This is a genomic window from Streptomyces sp. NPDC008139, from assembly GCF_042957025.1.
GTDB lineage: Bacteria > Actinomycetota > Actinomycetes > Streptomycetales > Streptomycetaceae > Actinacidiphila.
Map to the genome: position 1 here is coordinate 532,693 of NZ_JBIBHM010000004.1, position 18,287 is coordinate 550,979.

The 18,287-nt window shown below is 71.9% G+C and carries 16 protein-coding genes; 4 read left to right on the forward strand and 12 right to left on the reverse strand.

The annotated features are described in order from the left end of the window. Positions 1–244 precede the first annotated feature (244 nt). The 4 genes from ACFZBB_RS11230 to ACFZBB_RS11245 form a co-directional block, all read right to left on the reverse strand. Positions 245–1,207 carry an FCD domain-containing protein gene (locus tag ACFZBB_RS11230; RefSeq protein ID WP_391120085.1) on the reverse strand — a complete coding sequence of 321 codons (963 nt, stop codon included), beginning with the start codon at positions 1,205–1,207 and terminating at the stop codon, positions 245–247. A gap of 51 nt (positions 1,208–1,258) precedes the next feature. Continuing rightward, complete coding sequence (locus ACFZBB_RS11235) at positions 1,259–3,037, reverse strand: ATP-binding cassette domain-containing protein (protein WP_391120088.1); 1,779 nt, start codon at positions 3,035–3,037, stop codon at positions 1,259–1,261. A gap of 48 nt (positions 3,038–3,085) precedes the next feature. Further along, positions 3,086–3,820 (reverse strand): NUDIX domain-containing protein, encoded by a 735-nt coding sequence (locus ACFZBB_RS11240; protein WP_391120090.1) that lies wholly within the window; start codon positions 3,818–3,820, stop codon positions 3,086–3,088. Between the two features lie 107 nt (positions 3,821–3,927). Next, positions 3,928–5,916 (reverse strand): glycogen debranching N-terminal domain-containing protein, encoded by a 1,989-nt coding sequence (locus ACFZBB_RS11245; protein WP_391120092.1) that lies wholly within the window; start codon positions 5,914–5,916, stop codon positions 3,928–3,930. A 195-nt stretch (positions 5,917–6,111) separates the two neighbouring features. Here ACFZBB_RS11245 and ACFZBB_RS11250 point away from each other — a divergent pair, with 195 nt between their 5' ends. After that, positions 6,112–7,422 (forward strand): alpha/beta fold hydrolase, encoded by a 1,311-nt coding sequence (locus ACFZBB_RS11250; RefSeq protein ID WP_391120094.1) that lies wholly within the window; start codon positions 6,112–6,114, stop codon positions 7,420–7,422. Here the strand turns inward: ACFZBB_RS11250 and ACFZBB_RS11255 are convergent. After that, entirely contained in the window at positions 7,334–8,572 is a 1,239-nt protein-coding gene (locus ACFZBB_RS11255) for a DUF4192 family protein (protein WP_391120096.1), read from the reverse strand. The genes ACFZBB_RS11250 and ACFZBB_RS11255 overlap by 89 nt on opposite strands. Positions 8,573–8,705: 133 nt before the next feature. On the opposite strand from ACFZBB_RS11255, the gene ACFZBB_RS11260 reads away from it, so the two are divergent. Together ACFZBB_RS11260 and ACFZBB_RS11265 are read left to right on the forward strand one after the other, a co-directional pair. Then, positions 8,706–10,886, forward strand: coding sequence for a DEAD/DEAH box helicase (locus ACFZBB_RS11260; RefSeq protein WP_355338262.1), 2,181 nt, complete (start codon positions 8,706–8,708; stop codon positions 10,884–10,886). A 196-nt stretch (positions 10,887–11,082) separates the two neighbouring features. Further along, positions 11,083–11,673 carry a hypothetical protein gene (locus tag ACFZBB_RS11265; RefSeq protein WP_391120099.1) on the forward strand — a complete coding sequence of 197 codons (591 nt, stop codon included), beginning with the start codon at positions 11,083–11,085 and terminating at the stop codon, positions 11,671–11,673. A 17-nt stretch (positions 11,674–11,690) separates the two neighbouring features. Here the strand turns inward: ACFZBB_RS11265 and ACFZBB_RS11270 are convergent, their stop codons facing one another. The 5 genes from ACFZBB_RS11270 to ACFZBB_RS11290 form a co-directional block, all read right to left on the reverse strand. Beyond that, positions 11,691–12,368, reverse strand: coding sequence for a hypothetical protein (locus ACFZBB_RS11270; RefSeq protein WP_391120101.1), 678 nt, complete (start codon positions 12,366–12,368; stop codon positions 11,691–11,693). A 54-nt stretch (positions 12,369–12,422) separates the two neighbouring features. Continuing rightward, a complete protein-coding gene (locus tag ACFZBB_RS11275) occupies positions 12,423–13,109 on the reverse strand; it encodes a ribonuclease HII (protein WP_391120103.1) in 687 nt (228 codons plus the stop codon). 49 nt (positions 13,110–13,158) lie between these two features. After that, positions 13,159–14,064, reverse strand: a complete 906-nt coding sequence (locus tag ACFZBB_RS11280) for an ADP-ribosylglycohydrolase family protein (RefSeq protein ID WP_391120105.1) — start codon at positions 14,062–14,064, stop codon at positions 13,159–13,161. Between the two features lie 69 nt (positions 14,065–14,133). Then, on the reverse strand, positions 14,134–14,796 hold the full coding sequence (locus ACFZBB_RS11285; protein ID WP_391120107.1) for a histidine phosphatase family protein: 663 nt from the start codon (positions 14,794–14,796) through the stop codon (positions 14,134–14,136). A gap of 58 nt (positions 14,797–14,854) precedes the next feature. Then, positions 14,855–15,718: an SDR family NAD(P)-dependent oxidoreductase gene (locus ACFZBB_RS11290; protein WP_391120109.1), complete on the reverse strand. Its 864-nt coding sequence runs from the start codon at positions 15,716–15,718 to the stop codon at positions 14,855–14,857. 72 nt (positions 15,719–15,790) lie between these two features. Here ACFZBB_RS11290 and ACFZBB_RS11295 point away from each other — a divergent pair, with 72 nt between their 5' ends. Continuing rightward, positions 15,791–16,522 (forward strand): TetR/AcrR family transcriptional regulator C-terminal ligand-binding domain-containing protein, encoded by a 732-nt coding sequence (locus tag ACFZBB_RS11295; protein ID WP_391120111.1) that lies wholly within the window; start codon positions 15,791–15,793, stop codon positions 16,520–16,522. Here ACFZBB_RS11295 and ACFZBB_RS11300 read toward each other — a convergent pair. After that, a complete protein-coding gene (locus ACFZBB_RS11300) occupies positions 16,485–17,321 on the reverse strand; it encodes a sigma factor-like helix-turn-helix DNA-binding protein (protein ID WP_391120113.1) in 837 nt (278 codons plus the stop codon). The two genes, ACFZBB_RS11295 and ACFZBB_RS11300, sit on opposite strands and share 38 nt — an antisense overlap. Positions 17,322–17,482: 161 nt before the next feature. Then, the gene (locus ACFZBB_RS11305) at positions 17,483–18,088 is read right to left on the reverse strand and encodes a YdbC family protein (protein ID WP_355338236.1); all 606 of its coding nucleotides are present in this window, start codon (positions 18,086–18,088) and stop codon (positions 17,483–17,485) included. Positions 18,089–18,287: the final 199 nt, after the last annotated feature.

An 18,287-nucleotide genomic window follows, 5' to 3' on the forward strand; every position in this document is an offset into this window, starting at 1 on the left:
TCGTCGCTGAATATTCCTTGTGCCGTGGCCACCTCTTAAGTCATCGCGCTGCCTCGCCAAGCGTTACGCCCACCCTACGTGGCCCGAGTCACACCCTAAATCGTGCAGATCGGTCATAAATCCGGACACATGACCCGCCCGGCCGTGCGAGGGGCGCGGGAGAGCTGCCGGGAGAGCCACGGGGGACCACATGGGACCGCCGCCGACCCCGGTGTTCCGGGGCCCGCGGCGGAGGGCGACACGGTCAGTGCTGCTCGCGCGGACCGGGGACGACGTGGTCGGCGGGAGCGGACTCGGGTTGCTCGGGCAGGACGGTGAGGAGCTGGCGCATCGCCGCCTCCGCCGTGCCGCCGTCGCTCTCGGCGAGCGCTTCGACGATCCGCTGGTGCAGGCCGACCGAGGTGTCGCCGGGGCGGTCGCAGCCGGTGACCGGGCCGCCGGACACGTGCAGCGCGGAGGAGACGATCCCGGACAGGTGCTCCAGCATCCGGTTGCCCGCGACCTGGAGGAGCAGGGCGTGGAATTCGGCGTCGGCCCTGGAGAAGGTCAGCGCGTCGCCCTGCGCGGCGGCGTGCGCCATGATCTCCGCCATGTCGGCGAGGCGCTGCTGTACGTCCTCGCGGCCGTGGCCCGCGGCGAGCCGGGCGGCCAGCGGCTCGATAGTCCAGCGCAGTTCGAGCAGTTCGCGGCGCTGGTCGTCGCGCTGCGGCCCGAAGGCGCGCCATTCGATGATGTCGGGGTCGAGCAGATTCCAGTCGCTCACCGGGCGGACCCGGGTTCCGACGTTGGGCCGGGCGCTGACCAGGCCCTTGGCCTCCAGCACGCGCAGGGACTCGCGCACCACGGTGCGGGAGACCTCGAAGCGCTGGCCGATCTCCTCGGGGACCAGCGGGCGGTCGGCGCCCAGATCGCCGGAGACGATCATCTGTCCGAGCTGCTGGACGAGTTGTCCGTGCAGTCCCCGGCCACGGCTGCCGCCGGCCCGGCGGCCCATCCGGCTCATATCCGGCTCCATGCCCTCCCAGGACGTCAGTCCAGGCCGGTCGGTGCCAGGGGCTTCGGCGTACGAATAGCGGTCCAGCTCGCCCGAGCCGGCGATTCCGGAGTCGGCAGAACGAGCCGCGGTCATCATGGTGTGCGCAAGGGTACTCACGCATCCTTTGTCGGCGATGCCGATGCGCGCCTTGAGGGCTTTGCTGAAAAGCACACGAAAGGGTGAGCGCTCATCACCTCATAATTGACGTTTTATGGCGATGAATCATCCCTTCTTGCTGGTAAGCGGCGCAGTTCGGCTGACGCGTGGGGCAGTTGGGCGGCGCCAGCGTCGCCGTCCGCGCAACGCGGTTGCCAGATAGGCGCAGACCAGCACGGTGAGTGACAACGACAGCGCGGAGACCACCGGTTGGGCGGCGAAGCGCAGCAGTCCCTCGACCGTTCCGCCGCCGCCCTGCGAGACCCCGCTGACCACCGACCACAGCGCTCCGCCCGCGTCGGCGAGTTGTCGTGCCACCGGCCCACCGAACAGTCCCCGTACGGCCGGAGCGACCAGCAGCGGTACGGCGAGGACGGCGGCCACACCGAGCGCGGTGGTACGGAACACGCCCGCCGCGAGCACCCCCGCCCAGGCGCAGCCGACGGCGAGCGCCGCCCAGCCGCCGAGCGCGGCAGGAAGCGTCGTCAGATCCGGCGCCTTTCCCGGGCCGAGGGTCAGCCGCAGCGCCAGGGTGTCGGCGATGGCGGCGAACGCGGCGAGCAGCAGCGCGCAGACTCCGCTCACGGCGAGTTTGGCGCCGAGCAGCCGCAGGACCCGCGGCTCGGGGCCGTACCCCGGCGCCAGGGCGGGGTAGCGGAACTCCTGCCCGTAGGCGAGCGCGCCCAGCACACCCGCGCCCACGGCCGCCGCGGGCAGCGGCAGCCGGACCGCCCATCCGGAGATCAACCGCAACGGCGGTACGGACACAGCTCCGGTGCGTGCCATCAAGACCGTGCCGAGCACCGAGCCGACCAGTGCCGCTCCGGCGATCGGCCAGGGCGTGAGGACCCCGAAGGCGCGCCGCAGTTCGTACCGCAGCGGCCGGACCGGGCCCTGCTGCCGCGCCGGACGCCGCCGCGGCTGCGGCAGAGCGGGCGATGCGGAGGCCGCCGCATCGCCTTCTGCCGCGGGAGTGGCGTCCGGGGTTGTGACGCCGTTTCCGCTCTCGTCGGCGAGGTGGTGCAGCAGGATGCCGTGGCGGTAGGCGGTCTCCCCCACCGCGGCCGAGTTGGTGCCGTAGACGGCGATACGGCTGCCGGTCGCGGCGATCACCTCGGCGCCGTCCTCGGTGAGCAGCGTGGCCAGGCGCTCGGCGTAGGGCGAGCGGACGGCCACGTACGGGCGCATCCTCGTGCGGGCGAAGTGCGCGGCGGGCTGGTCCGCGACCAGGCGCCCCTTGTCGATCGCGATCACGTGGTCGGCGGTACGGGCGAGGGCTTTGGTGTCGCGGCCGGTGAGCAGGACCGCGCCCCCGGCGGCGACGTGCCGTCGTACGAGCGCGTGCACCCAGGCCGCTTCGCGGGCCGGGAGTTCGCGCACCGGGTCGTCCAGGATCAGCGCGCGGGGGTCGGCGAGCAGGGCCGCGGCGAAACCGAGACGGCGGTCCATGCCCAGCGAGTACGTACCGAGCCGCTGGTCGGCGACCTCGGCGAGGGCGACCTGGTCGAGCACCTCGTCGGCGCGAGTGGCGGGCAGTCCGAAGGCGGCGCAGAGCATGCGGAGGTGGCTTCGGGCGGTGCGTCCTGGATGTCCGGGCACGTCGCCCAGGAGGGCGCCGACGACGCGGGCGGGGTGGGGGAGGTCGCGCAGCGGCCGGCCGTCGACGAGGGTGGCGCCGCGTCCGCCCTCCAGCCCGAGCAGCAGGCGCAGGGCGGTGGACTTTCCCGATCCGGCGGGACCGAGCAGGCCGGTGACTTCACCGGCCCTGATGTCGAACGTGAGGTCGGTGACGGCGGGCGGGGCGTTGCGGCGGGGCATGCTGGTCAACCCGATGGCCTGAATCACCCTTGCACCATAGCTCCACAAATGGGCGTTATGCGGAAGGAGCCGGTTCTAGACCTCGGGCCGCAGCATCGGCGGATTGAGCAGTGCGGCCCCGCCCGCCCTGAACAACTGCGCCGGACGGCCGCCCTGACGGGTCGTCGTCCCCCCGGTCGGCACGAGGAAACCGACCGTGCCGGTCACCTTGCGGTGGAAATTGCGCGGGTCGAGCGCGACACCCCACACCGCCTCGTACACCCGCCGCAGCTCCCCCACCGTGAATTCGGGCGGGCAGAAGGCGGTGGCCAGCGACGAGTACTCGATCTTCGACCGCGCGCGCTCGACGCCGTCCCCCAGGATCCGGGCGTGGTCGAACGCGAGCGGCGCCGTCTCCCCCGCGTGCTCCTGTCCCCCTTCGCCCAGCAACGTCCCGACCGGCGCCCAGCGCGCGCTGTGGGCGTCACCGCCCGCCCGAGGTGCGGGCAGGTCGGGCGCGAGCACCAGATGGGCGACGCTGACCACGCGCATCCGCGGATCGCGCTGCGGATCCCCGTAGGTGGCGAGCTGCTCCAGATGAGCGCCGCTCTGCGCCCGGAGCCCCGTCTCCTCGGCCAGTTCCCGCGCCGCGGCCTGGGAAAGATCCTCGTCCTCGCGGACGAATCCGCCGGGCAGCGCCCACCGCCCCTGGAAGGGCGGCTCGCCGCGCCTCACCGACAGTGCGCACAGCGCGTGATGTCGCACGGTCAGCACGACCAGGTCGACGGTGACGGCGAAGGGCGGGAAAGCCGACGGGTCGTAGGGCGACATGGCGCGATCATAGTCGTCTGCCTGACGATAATCAGCCGGATCGGGAGCCTGATCCCTATCGGATCGATACGTTTTCCCGTCCCTCCCCGCTCGGTCCCCGCCCATGGTCAGGTCCCGAGGCGCAGTCCCGGCTCCGCCTCCTCGATCATGGCCATCCCCAGACGGCTGACCCGAACGGAGAACGGCTGCTCCGCGACCCGCAACCCCGTCAGATGCACGGCTCCCAGCGGCGCGGCGCTGATCGGCCGGACCGCCACCGTGCCGCCCGGCGCGTCCGGCCGCACCCCGGCGAGCGCCGTCAGCAGATGGACGGCCCCGGCCGCCGCGGCCGCCGCCGGACGGCACGCCATGGGATGCGGGCACGGCGCACCGCCCGCAGAACGCTGCTCGCCCCCGTATATCTCCGGCATCCGCAGCCCGAACTCCGCCGCCGCGTCCAGCACCCCGCCCACCAGCGCGGACGCCTCCTTCTCCAGCCCCGCCGCGGCGACTCCGGACACGGCGAGCGCCGTCTCATGGACGCGCACCGCGCCTCCGCGGTGGCCGAAGGGGCTGAAGCCGGGCGTCCTCGCCGACATCGTCCGCAGACCCCAGCCGGAGTTCATGTCCGGCGCGGCGAACAGCTTGCCGAGCTGTTCCGTCTGCCCCTTGTCCAACAACCCGGGAGCGAGCGCCCCTTCACCGAGCAGCCCGGTGTCGAGGAGGTGCGCGAGCGACGAGGACAGCACCGGCACCGGTCTTCCCCCGGCGGCCAGCGCCAGCGCGGGCCGCCCACCGCCCGGATCCTCCAGCCAGAATCCCCGCCGGAAGCCCGCCCGCAGCGCCGCCGCGTACTCCCGCCAGCCGTCCGCCCCACTCCGTTCGTGGGCGTCGAGCAGATCCGCGCCCTGCACCGCCGCGCGATACGCGTACGCCTGTACCTCCGCCCGCACCGGACCCTCCACCGACGGGTCCACGACCAGGCCGGAATCCGTCGTCGCCGCCCGCATCCAGCCGAGGCACCGCTCCGCCGCCGGGAGCAACGGCTCCACCTCGCGGGCCGGAAGCCCCCAGCGCCGGGCCTCGGCCAGCACGGTCACGAAGAGCAGCGTCGCCTCCACTCCCGAGTCCAACGGCGGCAGGTGCGGTCCGGAGTGCCGCGGCACTCCGGGCACACGGCCCGTCGCGGGGTCCTGCAACCTGGCGAGCAGGCGGAGCGTGCCCGCCGCCAGCCGCGTGCCGAACGGCAGCAGCATCCGCACCGCCCACAGCGCGTCCGCGGGCGCCAGCCCCATCCGCCAGGGCGCCCCGGCCGCGACGTAGAGGTCGGCGGGATGTTCCGGGGCGCGGAGCAGCAGGGCCTGTGCGTCCCCGAGCGAGGCGTCCAGCAGAGCACCGGCCCTGGGGTCGTCGCCCTCCAGCCGCGCGTCGGCGCACATCGGCGGCGGTCCGTCGCCGACCGGTGCCCGCGCCCTGCCCGCCGTCGTGGCCGCCGGTGCCGGCTCCACCCGCAGCCCGATCGTCCGTGCCGCTCCGGGCGCCACCTCCAGATCCCACCTCAGCAGTCCCGACGCGCCCAGCGCCGCGTCCGGCGCGGGAGTCGCGGTGACCCGCGCCGATCCCCCGCCGCTCGACCAGCGCAGCCCCGAGCCGCTGACGCCGGCCGTCAGATCCGCCCCGGCATGCCCTGCGGCCACCGCGGAGAGCGTCGCGAGATCCGTGCCGAACGCGATCTCCACGGGCAGCGCCACCCGTACCGGCCCCGCGTTGGCGAACGTGATCCGCTCACCGCCCTCGGCGGTCCTGACGCGCTCCACCGTGACGACCGGGTCGGGGCCACGGTCGCCGGGTGTCCGGACGACCGCCAGGAAACGTGCCCGTCCCGCGTCGAGCAGCCTGGCCTGCACGGTCACCGGTTCGGCTCCCGCGACCGTCAGCTCGCAGCGGCTCAGCAGTCGCCTGCCGTCGCGGTAGAAGCCGTCCAGACCGTCGCCGCGCATCTGCCCGTGCTGTGCGGACACCGCGAGGGCCGGCGCCGCCACGCAGATGACGGCGTCGTGGACGGGTACCGGGCCGGGTGCCGCCCGGCGCGGTACGACGACCGGCGGCGTGCTCACCGGGCTCCGGCCCTCGCCGCGCGTGCGGCCCGGGCGACGGCCGGAGCCGCCATCCACTCGTACGGGATTCGTCTTCCGGGAGAGTGCTGCACGCCGGGCGAACGCCCCGCCGAGCACACAGGTCACGGCCCGTCTACCGTTCCTGAACGGGGGCCCCGGCTCCCCGCACGGCCCCCACCCCCGAAAAGAGACTCCATGACCGTCCACCGCCAGCCAGGCACCGTCATCACCGACCACACGTTCGCCGTACCGCTCGATCACTCCTCCCCGGACGGGGAGCGGATCGAGATCTACGCCCGTGAGGTCGTGGCAGCGGGCCGGGAGCGCGAGTCGCTGCCTTGGCTGCTGTATCTCCAGGGCGGTCCGGGCTTCGGCTCGCCGCGCCCGCTGGGACGGGACGGCTGGCTGCCGCGCGCGCTCGACGACTTCCGGGTGCTGCTGCTCGACCAGCGCGGCACCGGGCGCTCCACGCCCGCCACCCGCCAGACGCTGCCCACCCGTGGGGACGCCGCCGCCCAGGCACTCTACCTGTCGTACTTCAGGGCCGACTCGATCGTCCGGGACTGCGAATTCATCAGGCGTCAGCTCCTCGGAGAGGACGTGCGCTGGAGCGTGCTGGGCCAGAGTTTCGGCGGCTTCTGCACGGTCACCTATCTGTCGTCGGCGCCCGAAGGTCTGCGAGAGGTGTTCGTCACGGGCGGCCTGCCGGGCCTTGATGTGACCGCCGAGGCCGTCTACCGCGCCGCTTATCCCCGCATCGAGCGAAAGAACGCCGGGCACTACGCCCGTTACCCCGAAGACGTCGAGACGGTGCGCACCATCGTCCGCCGCCTGCGCGACGAGGCGGTGTCGCTGCCCGGCGGAGGCCGCCTCACACCTGAGGCATTCCAGTCCCTCGGTCTGATGCTCGGCACCGGCACCGGTTCGCACACCCTGCACTACCTGCTGGAGTACGCCTTCGTGACGGGTCCCTCCGGTCCCGTCTTCTCCGACTCCTTTCTCTCCCAGGTCCAGCAGCATCTGTCCTTCGCCGCGAATCCCCTTTACGCGGTGCTGCACGAGTCGGTCTACGGACAGGGGTCCGTCTCTCCTCAGGGCACCGGCTGGGCCGCCGAGGCCGTCCGTGGTGAATTCCCGCGGTTCGACGCCGAGCGCGCGCTGGCAGGGGACGCTCCCGTGCTGTTCACGGGAGAGAGCATCCATCCGTGGATGTTCACGTCCGATCCGGCGCTCGCACCACTGCGCGAGACGGCGGAGCTTGTCGCGCGCCGCGAGAAGTGGCCGGACCTCTATGACACCCGCCAGTTGGCGGCCAATGAGATTCCGGTGGCGGCGGCGATCTACCACGACGACATGTACGTCGACACCGCCCACTCGCTGGCCACCGCGCGTGCGGTGCGCGGGCTGCGGACCTGGGTCACCGACGAGTTCGAACACGACGGTCTCCGGGTGAGTAGCGGCCGGGTCCTCGACCGGCTGATCCGACTGGCCCGCGGCGAGCTGTAGTCGAGGCGATCACGCGCTGCCGCCGCTCCTGCCGCAGGCTCCGCCGCAACAGCTCAGGATCCAGACCGTCGTTGACGGAGTGGTGGAGCAACCGCGCGAAGGTGTAGTGGGGCTCGAGGTCCAGCGCGAGGCCGAGGGCGACCCGCGCCTCGGCCTCGTCCCCCGAGGACCAGGCGACCCAGCCCGCCAGGGCGAGCGGGGCAGCGGCATGGTCCGCGTACGGTCCCGCGCAGCGCCGGGCGAGCGCCCGCCACAATCGAAGGGCGGCGTCCGCCTGCGCGGGCTCCATCCATTCGGCGGCGCGGTCGCGTGCCGCGCGGTCCTGGAGACCGAGGATGACCGCCGCGGCCTCGTCGTCGGCGAGGAGCCGGTCGTCCCGACGGTCCGCACGTACCGGATCGTCGATCCGCGGCGCGGAGCGGAACTTCTCAAGTGCCGCACGGGCCAAGGCGAGTGTTCGCTGCCGGACGGTCTCGCAATCACCGTCGGCGAGCATGCGGGGCACCAATTCGGCGCAGGCCGCGTCGAGAGCGATCTCGTGATCACGATTCCGTGCCTCGGACGGCTTCAGCCTGACTTCCATGTTCCGCAGCGAACCGGGTGCCGGGATTCCCGCGTAGGCGCTGGCTGCCGCCATCGTGGACCGGCCGGGCGGGGCCAGGACCGTTCCCTCCGCCGGGACGGTCTCTGCGGGGCGGCAGTAGGACCACCAACGGCCGGCCGAGACGCACAACGCCTCGACGACGGGCACGTCCAGCGCCCCGCAGGCCACCCGGATCCGCTGGGCGAGCGGCCTCAGCCTTTCCATCACGGCCGACGCGCGCTCCCCTTCACGCGGGTCCCGGCACAGGAACAGCACGATGGCGTCGGGTCGCCCACCGCGCCGGGTGCTGTTCCTCACGAGGCAGTCGGCGAGTTGGTCGGCGGTCTCCGGCCACTCACTCGGGTCCTCCGGCAGGCCCAGTCGCAGTCGGCCGCCGAAGCGGCCGTGCTCGCCGTGCAGTGCGACGAGCACGACGGAGTCATTGGGATGAAAACCCATCAAGTACGGCAATGCGTCGGCCAGGTCGGCGGGCCCGCGCAAGGTGACTTTGACGTCGGCCGCTTCGGATGATGACTCTCCGTGCTGGACTTCGTTGCTCTGTGTCATGGGATTGACGATGCCGTAATCGCGCGAATCACACCAGACCCCCCAAAAACCTGTGGATAACTTTCGGTGGAGTTATCCACAGGCCACGGAGCGGAGTTGGCGCGATGTCGGTGCGATCAGGTTGCATGGGGGCATGACCGAGACCCCCACCGCGCTGCGTTCCGCGGCCGACACCGTACTGAGCCGACTCGTCGGCGCCGAGCCGGGCACCGCACGGCTCCGCGAGGACCAGTGGCTCGCCGTCGAGTCGCTGGTCGCGCACGGCCGCAGAACGCTGGTCGTCCAGCGCACCGGCTGGGGGAAGTCGGCCGTGTACTTCGTGGCCACGGCGCTGCTGCGCGAGCGGGGCAGCGGCCCGACGGTCATCGTCTCGCCACTGCTGGCCCTCATGCGCAACCAGGTGGAAGCCGCCGCACGCGCGGGCATCCGGGCCCGCACGATCAACTCGTCCAACACCGAGGAGTGGGGCGAGATCGAGGCGGAGGTCGCGGCGGGCGAGGTGGATGTCCTGCTCGTCAGCCCGGAACGCCTCAACAACCCGGATTTCCGCGATCAGGTGCTGCCCAAGCTCGCCGCCACCACCGGCCTGCTCGTCGTCGACGAGGCGCACTGCATCTCGGATTGGGGTCACGATTTCCGCCCGGACTACCGACGGCTGCGGACGATGCTCGCCGATCTGCCGCCCGGCGTCCCCGTGCTGGCGACCACGGCCACCGCCAACGCCCGCGTGACGGCGGACGTCGCGGAGCAGCTCGGCACCGGCGCCACCGGGGCCGATCAGGAAGGCGCCCTCATCCTGCGCGGGCCGCTGGACCGCGAGAGCCTGTCGCTCGGCGTGCTGCGACTGCCCGACGCCGCCCACCGGCTGGCCTGGCTGGCCGACCACCTCGAAACGCTTCCGGGCTCCGGCATCATCTACACCCTCACCGTGGCGGCGGCCGACGAAATCACCGCGTTCCTGCGGCAGCGAGGCTTCCCCGTCGCCTCCTACTCGGGGAAGACCGAGAACGCGGACCGGCAGGCGGCCGAGGCGGATCTGCTCGCCAACCGCGTCAAGGCACTCGTGGCCACCTCGGCCCTGGGCATGGGCTTCGACAAGCCCGACCTCGGATTCGTCGTGCACGTCGGATCGCCCTCCTCGCCGATCGCCTACTACCAACAGGTGGGCCGCGCCGGACGCGGCGTCGACCACGCCGAGGTCCTGCTCCTGCCCGGCCGTGAGGACGAGTCGATCTGGCGGTATTTCGCGTCGCTCGCCTTCCCCCCCGAGGAGCAGGTGCGCCGCACCCTGGAAGTACTCGCGGCCTCCGACCGCCCGGTGTCCATCCCCGCACTGGAGACACGCGTCGATCTGCGCCGCTCCCGCCTGGAGATCATGCTGAAGGTGCTGGACGTCGACGGCGCGGTGCACCGGGTGCGCGGCGGCTGGACCGCGACCGGGCAGCCGTGGGCGTACGACACCGAGCGGTACGCGTGGGTGGCCCGCCAGCGCGAGACCGAACAGCAGGCGATGCGGGACTACGCGACCACCACCGGGTGCCGGATGGAGTTCCTGCGCCGCCAGTTGGACGACGAACAGGCCGCGCCCTGCGGACGCTGCGACAACTGCGCGGGCGCGCGCTTCCCGCTGGAGGTGTCGAACGCCGCACTGGACGCGGCACGCGCGGCGCTCGGGCGCCCCGGAGTCGAGCTGGAAGCACGCAAGATGTGGCCGACCGGTCTCGAGGCGATCGGCGTCGCGCTCAAGGGGCGCATTCCCGCGACGGAACAGGCGTCCACCGGGCGGGCGTTGGGCCGTCTGTCCGACATCGGGTGGGGCAACCGGCTGCGGCCGCTGTTCGCCGAAGGAGCCGTCGACCAGCCGGTTTCGCCGGAAGCGGTGGACGCCGTGATCCAAGTGCTCGCCGACTGGGCCAAGGGGCCCGGCGGTTGGGCCAGCGGCGCGCCGGACGCACCCGCACGCCCGGTCGGCGTGGTCGGTGTCGCCTCTCGCCGCCACGGCGTGCTGGTGGAATCGCTCAGCACCCGTATCGCCGAGGTCGGCAGAATGCCCCTGCTCGGCCGGGTCGAGTACGCGGATCAGGGAGACCCGGGCGGTGTACCGCGCAGTAACAGCGCACAGCGGGTACGCGCCCTGCACGGGGCTTTCGTCGTACCGCAGGAGTTGGCCGCGGCCCTTCAGGCGAATCCCGGTCCCGTGCTGCTGGTCGACGATCTCTCCGACACGGGCTGGACGCTGGCGGTCCTGGCCAGGCTGCTGCGGCGGGCCGGTGCGACGGCTGTCTTCCCGCTGGTCCTGGCCGTTCAGGGGTGAACGTGCGTGGCGAGGCGCCGGACGGGACAGGATCTAAGCGGCGGACAGGTCCATACCGGTCGGCGGCTTCAATTGCCCGTTGCCGCGGGGCAATACGGGAGCGAGAATTGATGTCGGATCCCCTATCGGCTCATCGAGCCATCTGACCGGCGTGCGCCCGCGCCCGGTCTACGGGTGCATCCATGAAAGGAGGACCGTGACCATCGGCTTCGTTCCGGAGACGTCCTCCGCCGCAACTTCCCTCGCGTCGCGCACTCTGGAGCCGGCCGAATGGGCAGGCATCGGCGTACCTTTGCTGGCCAATCCGCGTGACGTGATCAAGGACCTGCACGCCCGGCACCTGCCGTCCCCGTCCACCGCGGTGATCGCGGTGTACGACCCGGACGGCCGGATCCGGGCCAGCGCCTCCTTCACCGCCCGCAGCGGGGTGGTCGACGGCTGGGAGCGGCGCAATGCGCTGCTCTCGCACCTGCGCCGCGTCATCCCGCACGATCTGCGACTGCGCAAGCCCGTACGCACCGCTGTGCTGATGGTCTGCCGGGACGGTGGTCCCGGCTGGACCGAGGAGGACGGGGCGTGGATGTGGGGGCTGCGTGACGCCTGCACCCTCCACGGCCTTCGCTCCGGGTCGTACGTCACCCTGACCATCGACGGCTGGAATGTGATCGGCGAGAACCGCGTCGGCCGCACACCGAACGCCGCTTCCTGGTCGCGGCGGCCGGGCGACGCGGCGCACGGCATCCCCGGAGGGACGACGCAGGCTCTTCGCCGCGCGGCCGCGCGCTGACGGTCAGGCGCTGGCGGTCAGGCGCTGGCGCCCAGCAGGGAATTGACCCTGGCCGGGTCGCCGCAGACGATCAGCAGGAGGCCCGCGCTGGCCAGTGCGCCCGCCAGCGCCCTCGGCAGCGTGTCGTCGCTGCCGCCGTTGACGGCGACGACCACGACCGGTCGCCCGGTGGTGCGTTCGGCGGAGATGTCTGCGTAGAAGACGTCGTCGGCCGCGTCGTGCTGCGCCCAGTAGGACACTTCGCCGAAGGTGAGTTCGTGCGCCGCCCACGGGTGCTGCTCGCCGGTGGTGAGGACCAGGATCTCGCCGGGTCCCCGACCCGTGTCAAGCAGCAGGTCGACCGTCTCGTCGGCGGCGTCGAGCGCACCGTCGGTCGGCGCGGGGATGATTTGGATCTGGGCGACGGCGGGCTCTTGGGCGCGCTGCTGCGGCACGGTGGGAGGAACCGCCGTCGCGGCCGGGGTCACCGGGCCGGAGGGTGCGGCGGGACCAGGGGTACCGATGGGACGGGCGGGGCCGTGACGGCCCGGACCGACGCCTGCGGCGGCTTCCCTCGGCGGCGCGGGACGCGGTGCTGCGGGCCGCGGCGGACCGGGGACAGGACGGGGGGTCGACGCACTGCGGCCGGTGGCCGGAGCTGTACGGGGACCCGGGACGCTCTCGTGAATCTGAGGCTCCTCGGGGATGAGAGGCATGAGTTGATGTCTATCAAATGCCGCACGGATGCGCAGCGGGGGGTGGCGTGTGGATTAGAAATCGAAACCGAGTTGTTCCCCTGACTCGACCGGCTGACGGACCTTCTTGAGGTGCTGCCAGCGGGGCAGCGCGTCCAGATACGACCACGACATCCGGTGCTGCGCGGTGGGCCCCCACTCCTCCAGGGCCGCACGGTGAACAGGAGACGGATATCCGGCGTTGTCGGCGAAGGCGAACGGCGTGTAATCCGCGCCGAGTTCGGCCATCGTCGTGTCCCGCTGCACTTTGGCGATGACGGACGCCGCGGCGACCGCGACGCAGGACTGGTCGCCCTTGATCACGGTCCTGACCTTCCAGGAGCCGCCGAGGTAATTGTGCTTGCCGTCGAGGATCACCGCGTCCGGCCGTTCCGGCAGTCCCTCCAACGCGCGTACGGCCGCCAGTCGGAGCGCGGCCGTCATCCCGAGGTCGTCGATCTCCTCGGGTGAGGCGTGCCCGAGGGCGTAGGAGGTGACCCAGTCGCCGAGGACGGCGGCCAGCCGGGCCCGGCGCTTGGGGGTGATCAGCTTGGAGTCGGTCAACCCCTCGGGCGCGCGACGCAGTCCGGTGACAGCGGCGCACACGGTGACGGGTCCGGCCCAGGCGCCGCGGCCGACTTCGTCCACACCCGCCACGGTCCGCGCCCCGAGGGTGGCACGAAGGGAGCGTTCGACGCTGTGGGTGGGTGGTTCGTACGGCATGGCAGTACCAAGCCTACCCCGCTGTTTCGCGCCGTCCCACGGCGGTCGGTCAGTCGGACAACGCCCAGTCCGGGAGGACTTCGGTCCGCTCCCGCCATTCGTCCGGCGGTTGGCCGCCCGGCCGGGACGCGACGATGCCACCGACGATCGCGCAGGTCGTGTCCACATCTCCACCGGCCCTGGCGGTGGTCCAGAACGCCTGCTCGTAGTCGTCGAGATGGCGGGCCGCCGCCCACAGGGCGAAGGGCACGGTGTCATGGGCGCTGGTGCGCCGACCACAGCCCAGCACGGCGGCCACCGTGGCGACGTCCGCGTAGTCGAGCATGTCCCTGGCCCGTCGGATGCCCGCGTGCACCGCGCTGCGCGGTACGAGGTCGAGAACCGCACCGAGGAGGTCGGACGGGGCCTCGGGTCCCGTGGGGTCGGCGACGAGGGCCGCCGCCGCGGCGACCGCCATGGCCCCGACGACCGCCTCCCGGTGCTGATGCGTCGTGTAGGCCGAGATCTCCGCCTGGTGGGTGGCCTGGACTGCGTCACCCGCGTACCAGGCACCAAGTGGCGCGACCCGCATCGCGGCCCCATTGCCCCACGAGCCCTGCCCGTTGAACAGGCCGGCCGCGAGTTCCCGCCAGTCGCCCTCTTCCTGGCGGATCAGCCGCAGCATCCGGTTGACGGCCGGGCCGTAGCCGCGGTCGAAGTCATGGTGCTCGGCGAAGGAGTGGGCCAGGGCGTCCTGGTCGACGCGTCCGTGCTTGATCAGCACGGAGACCACCGAGCAGGCCATCTCCGTGTCATCCGTCCACCCCCATGTGCCGGGTGGCAATTGGCCGTTCTGGAGTGCCGGGTAGTTGGCGGGGACGAAGAACTGGGAGCCCAGCGCGTCCCCTACGGCCAGCCCGCGGAGGCTGGCCACGGCGCGCCCGGCGCGGTCGGTTTCAGTGGTGTGAGGGGTCATGGCGTCGGAAACTCTGACATCGTGTTCAATCCCGGTCAATCTCCGTGTGCCCAAAGTCACCGGCCGACTTCACCACTCCCCGCCGCCAGGCGGGCCGGGCGTCCGCCACCTCGCGAACGGCCGGTCCAGGGTATAGCCGCCGGAGGGGCCGAGCAGGAGTGTGCGGGTCTCGGCGTTGTCGGGGTTGGACAGCGCCTCGAACTCCTCCACCGTCCAGTGGAACCAGCGCATGCAGAACAACCGCATCGTCAGCCCGTGGGTGACCACCAGCACGTTCGGCGGGAAGTCCTCCTTGTCGAAGGCGCGGTACAGCGTCTCCAGGAACGCCCCGACCCGGTCGTAGACATCCGCGCCGCTCTCCCCCATCGCGAAGCGGTAGAAGAAGTGGCCGTAGGCGTCGCGGGCTTTGCGCTGCCGCTGGATGTCCTCGACGTCCTGCCAGTTTCCCCAGTCCTGTTCCCGCAGGCGCGGCTCCTCCTTGGCCCGGGCCAGCCGGGGGTCGAGCCCCAGTGCCCGGAAGGTGTGCCAGGTGCGGCGGTATGGAGAGACGAATGCCTGGACCCGCTCGTCGCCGAACAGCTCACGCAAGCCCGCTCCCGCCTCCGTCGCCTGTTGAAGGCCGGTGGCGGTGAGTTCCAGGGCGTGGTCCGGCACCCGCTCGTAAATGGTGTCGTCCCTGTTTCCCTGGGACTCGCCGTGCCGGATGAGCACAATGCGGCGAGGGCGTCCCATGACGATCAGCTTATTGCGCGACTGTCGCTCCGGCGCGCTGATCCGGGGGTCATCCGCCTCACAGTCGCGCCGTCAGCTCCTCCGACAGTTCCCGCAGCCGACGTCGGGCGTCCCCGTCGTACGCCTGCCGGTCGGCCCTGGCTTCCCGGGTGCCGTTGAAGTACCGGCCGGTGCCGACATCGGCGCCTTCGATGAGCCGCAAGGTCGCCTCCCCGCCCTCCTCCACCGAGCTCCACGGCGCTATGCCTCCCTCTCTGACCATGGTGGTGTCCATGTACGTGGCCGGATGCAGCGCGTTCACCGTCACGCCGGTGCCTTTCAACGCCTCGGCCATGTCGAAGGTGAACATGACCTGTGCGAGCTTGCTCTGCGTGTACGCCCGCCCGCCGTCGTAGTCCTTGCTCAGCATCGGGTCGCCGAAGTCGATCGCCTGCTGGCCCGCGGAGGCGACGTTGACGATGCGGGACGGCGCCGACGCCGTCAGCAAGGGCAGGAGCCGGTGCGTGAGCCGGTACCCCGCCAGGTAGTTCACCGCGAACCGCCGCTCCACGCCGTACTCGTCCGCCTCCCGCGCTCCGCCCGGCGAGGCGGTCCCGATTCCCGCGTTGTTGACCAGCACGTCCAGCCGGTCGGTACGGGCCAGCACCTCGCCGGCAAGCCGGTCGACCTGCCCGAGATCGGAGACATCGGCGAGCAGCACCTCCGCGCGGTCCTCCCCCGCCGCCTCCCTTATGGCGTCGCGAACCTCCTCGGCCCGGCGGGCGTCGCGGCCGTGGATCAGCACACGGGCTCCGCCGGTGGCGAGGCGTATGGCGAGCCAGCGACCCAGGCCGTCGGTGGAACCGGTGATCAGGATCGTCCGCCGGGAGTCGGCCTTGCCCTCGGGGCGCTCCGCCCGGCCGCCGACAACGCGTTCGTTCATTGCGAGCTCCATTTACGAGACATGCTGACTCGTTAAGAGTATGCGAGACACCATGCCTTGTAAAGTGGATTCGTGGACGAGACACCCGGGCGGGGCAGACCCCGCAGTGAGACCGCCCGCCGCGCCGTGCTCGACGCGGCCCTGCGGCTCTGCCAGGACGGCGGCTACCAGGCCCTGACCATGAAGGGCATCGCGGAGAGCGCGGGGGTTGGCCGCCAGACCGTGTACCGCTGGTGGCCCGCCAAGCAGGACGTCCTGCTCGACGCCCTGCGCGACCTGGGTCTGCGCAAGGCGGAGCACCTGGACCCCGACAGCGGCGACACGCTGCGCGACGTCCGTACGCTGCTCGACGCCACCTTCGTGCTCACCCGCAAGCTCACTGGCAAGGCCCTGATCGGACTGATGGCCGATGCCCAGCATGACCCGGACCTCTCACAGCGGCTCCAGTCCACGGTGATCGGGCCCCGGCGGCAGGCGCTCCGCGCGCTCCTGGCCCGCGGGGTGCAGCGCGGTGAACTGTCCGGGGAGGACGGGGCGCTGGACCTCGCGGTCGACTTCGCCTTCGGCGCCATGTGGTACCGACTGATCAGCCACCACGCGCCGGTGGACGCGCGCCTGGCGGAACAGGTCACCAGCGCCCTGGCAAAGCTGCTCAGCGCGGACGAGGCCGCCGGGGCACGCACGACCACAACCCCAGACGCGAGCACAGGCGCTGCCACATCGGCGAACGAGCAGGTGAGCGTGCAGGCGAAAGAGCAGGCACCGGTCAGCGCCGCAACCCCCGCCGCGCCCACTGCCGGTTGAGGAACAGCAGCCGTCCCGGATCGGCCACCGTGCGGATGCCGACCAGCCCCTGCGGCCCGAACTCCGGTGCCACGACGGCCACCACGACATCCCCGGTCGTCGCCAGCACCGCCGCGTCGCCGTTGATCTCGACGATCCGGCCGCGCGTTCCCGCCGGTGCCTGGCTGATCAGTCCGGCCAGGAAACGGGCCACTTTGGCGGCTCCCAGGGCGGGACGCCGAGCCGTCCCGGGGACACCGCCGCCGTCCGACCAGGCCACCACGTCGTCGGCAAGCAGTTCCGCCAGCGCCTGCTGGTTCGCGTGCGAGGCGGCCCGCATCAGGTCCTCGGCCAGCTGCCGCCGCTGCGGCCAGGGCAGGTCAACGCCGGTGGCGGACTCCCGCACCCGTTGCCGTGCACGGCGCCGCAGGGCGCGGCACTGCACTTCGGGCAGTCCGAGGACGACGGCGGTCTCCGCCGACCCGTAGCCGAAGGTCTCCCGCAGGACGTACGCGGCCCGCTCGGCCGACGACAGGCGTTCCAGCGCGACCAGCCGCGCCATGGACACCGATTCCCGGCTCTCGACCGCCTCCAGAGCGCCCAGGGCGCCGAGTGCGCCACCCTCTGTGAGCACCGGTTCCGGCAGCCAGGAGCCCGCGTGCGCCTCGCGCCGGTGCCGCGCCGCCTGCTCGGGCACCGCCCGAATCGCGCCGAAGACCTCGCGGACCAGCTCGGGCAGCACGTCGCCCGCGCCGGTATCGGCCGTACGGGTGAGTGCGTGCCGTACGGCCTCGTCCGCCGCGCACGCCGATCCGAGCATCCGATAAGCGGCCCCGAAAAGCCGCACCTGGTGCGGGGAAAGGGCGTGCGTATCGTCGGCCGCCACTGCTGTCACAGCGGCGACTTCCACCTCACCCGTGACAGCGCCGCCTATATCCGGCGCGCGGTCGGCACCACCCGTGTCACCCGAGCCATCCGCTCTCAGACCGTCCACGCCTGCACCACATCCACCACGTCACCCGCCACGGACACCACATCGGTGTCGAGTTCGGCGCGCTCCGACAGCCGCGTCACCGCTCCCTCGCGGTATTTACCGCGCTCCGTCGCCGAATTCCACATGGACAGCACCAGGAAGTCGTTTCCCGGCCCCTGGCCGAAGACGCCGCGCAGCATGCCGGGAGAACCCGCCATGGCGGGATTCCACACCCGTTGCTGCATCGATGTGAAGTGGTCGACACGGTCCGGCCGCACTTTGCACAGGGCGACGCGCAGGACGTCGACGTCGGCGAAGGTCGGTTCGAAGCCGACCTTGACGTCCAGCCGGTGCTCGAAGAGATTCACCGCGAGCATCTCGTAGGTGTCGCCCTGCGATGCGGCGATCCCGTCGTGCGGCCCGGCCATGAAGGCGTCGTAGGACCGCCGGCTGTCCCAGAAGGCGAAGAGATGCGCCATTCCGGGCTGGGCACGGCTCCAGCCGCCGCCCTGCCCTCGGAAGCCGGGCTGGTCCTTGAGCGCCGCCCACCTGCGCTGCCCCCGGTCGAACCCCGCCTGATCCACAACCCCGCAGCGCATCCACTTCACCAACACCGCGCCATCGTAGTGGCGTTGACACCGGAGATCGTCCCCGTGCGGGGGAGGCAATCGTGTGAGGAGCCGGAAGGGCCGGAAAAGGGCGGTGGCACCGGGTTGCCCCGGTGCCACCGCCCTGACCACACACATAAAAAAACAGGCCCCGCCCGGCGGTCAGCAAAAACCCCCCCGCCCTACCCCCCCCACCCACACCAAG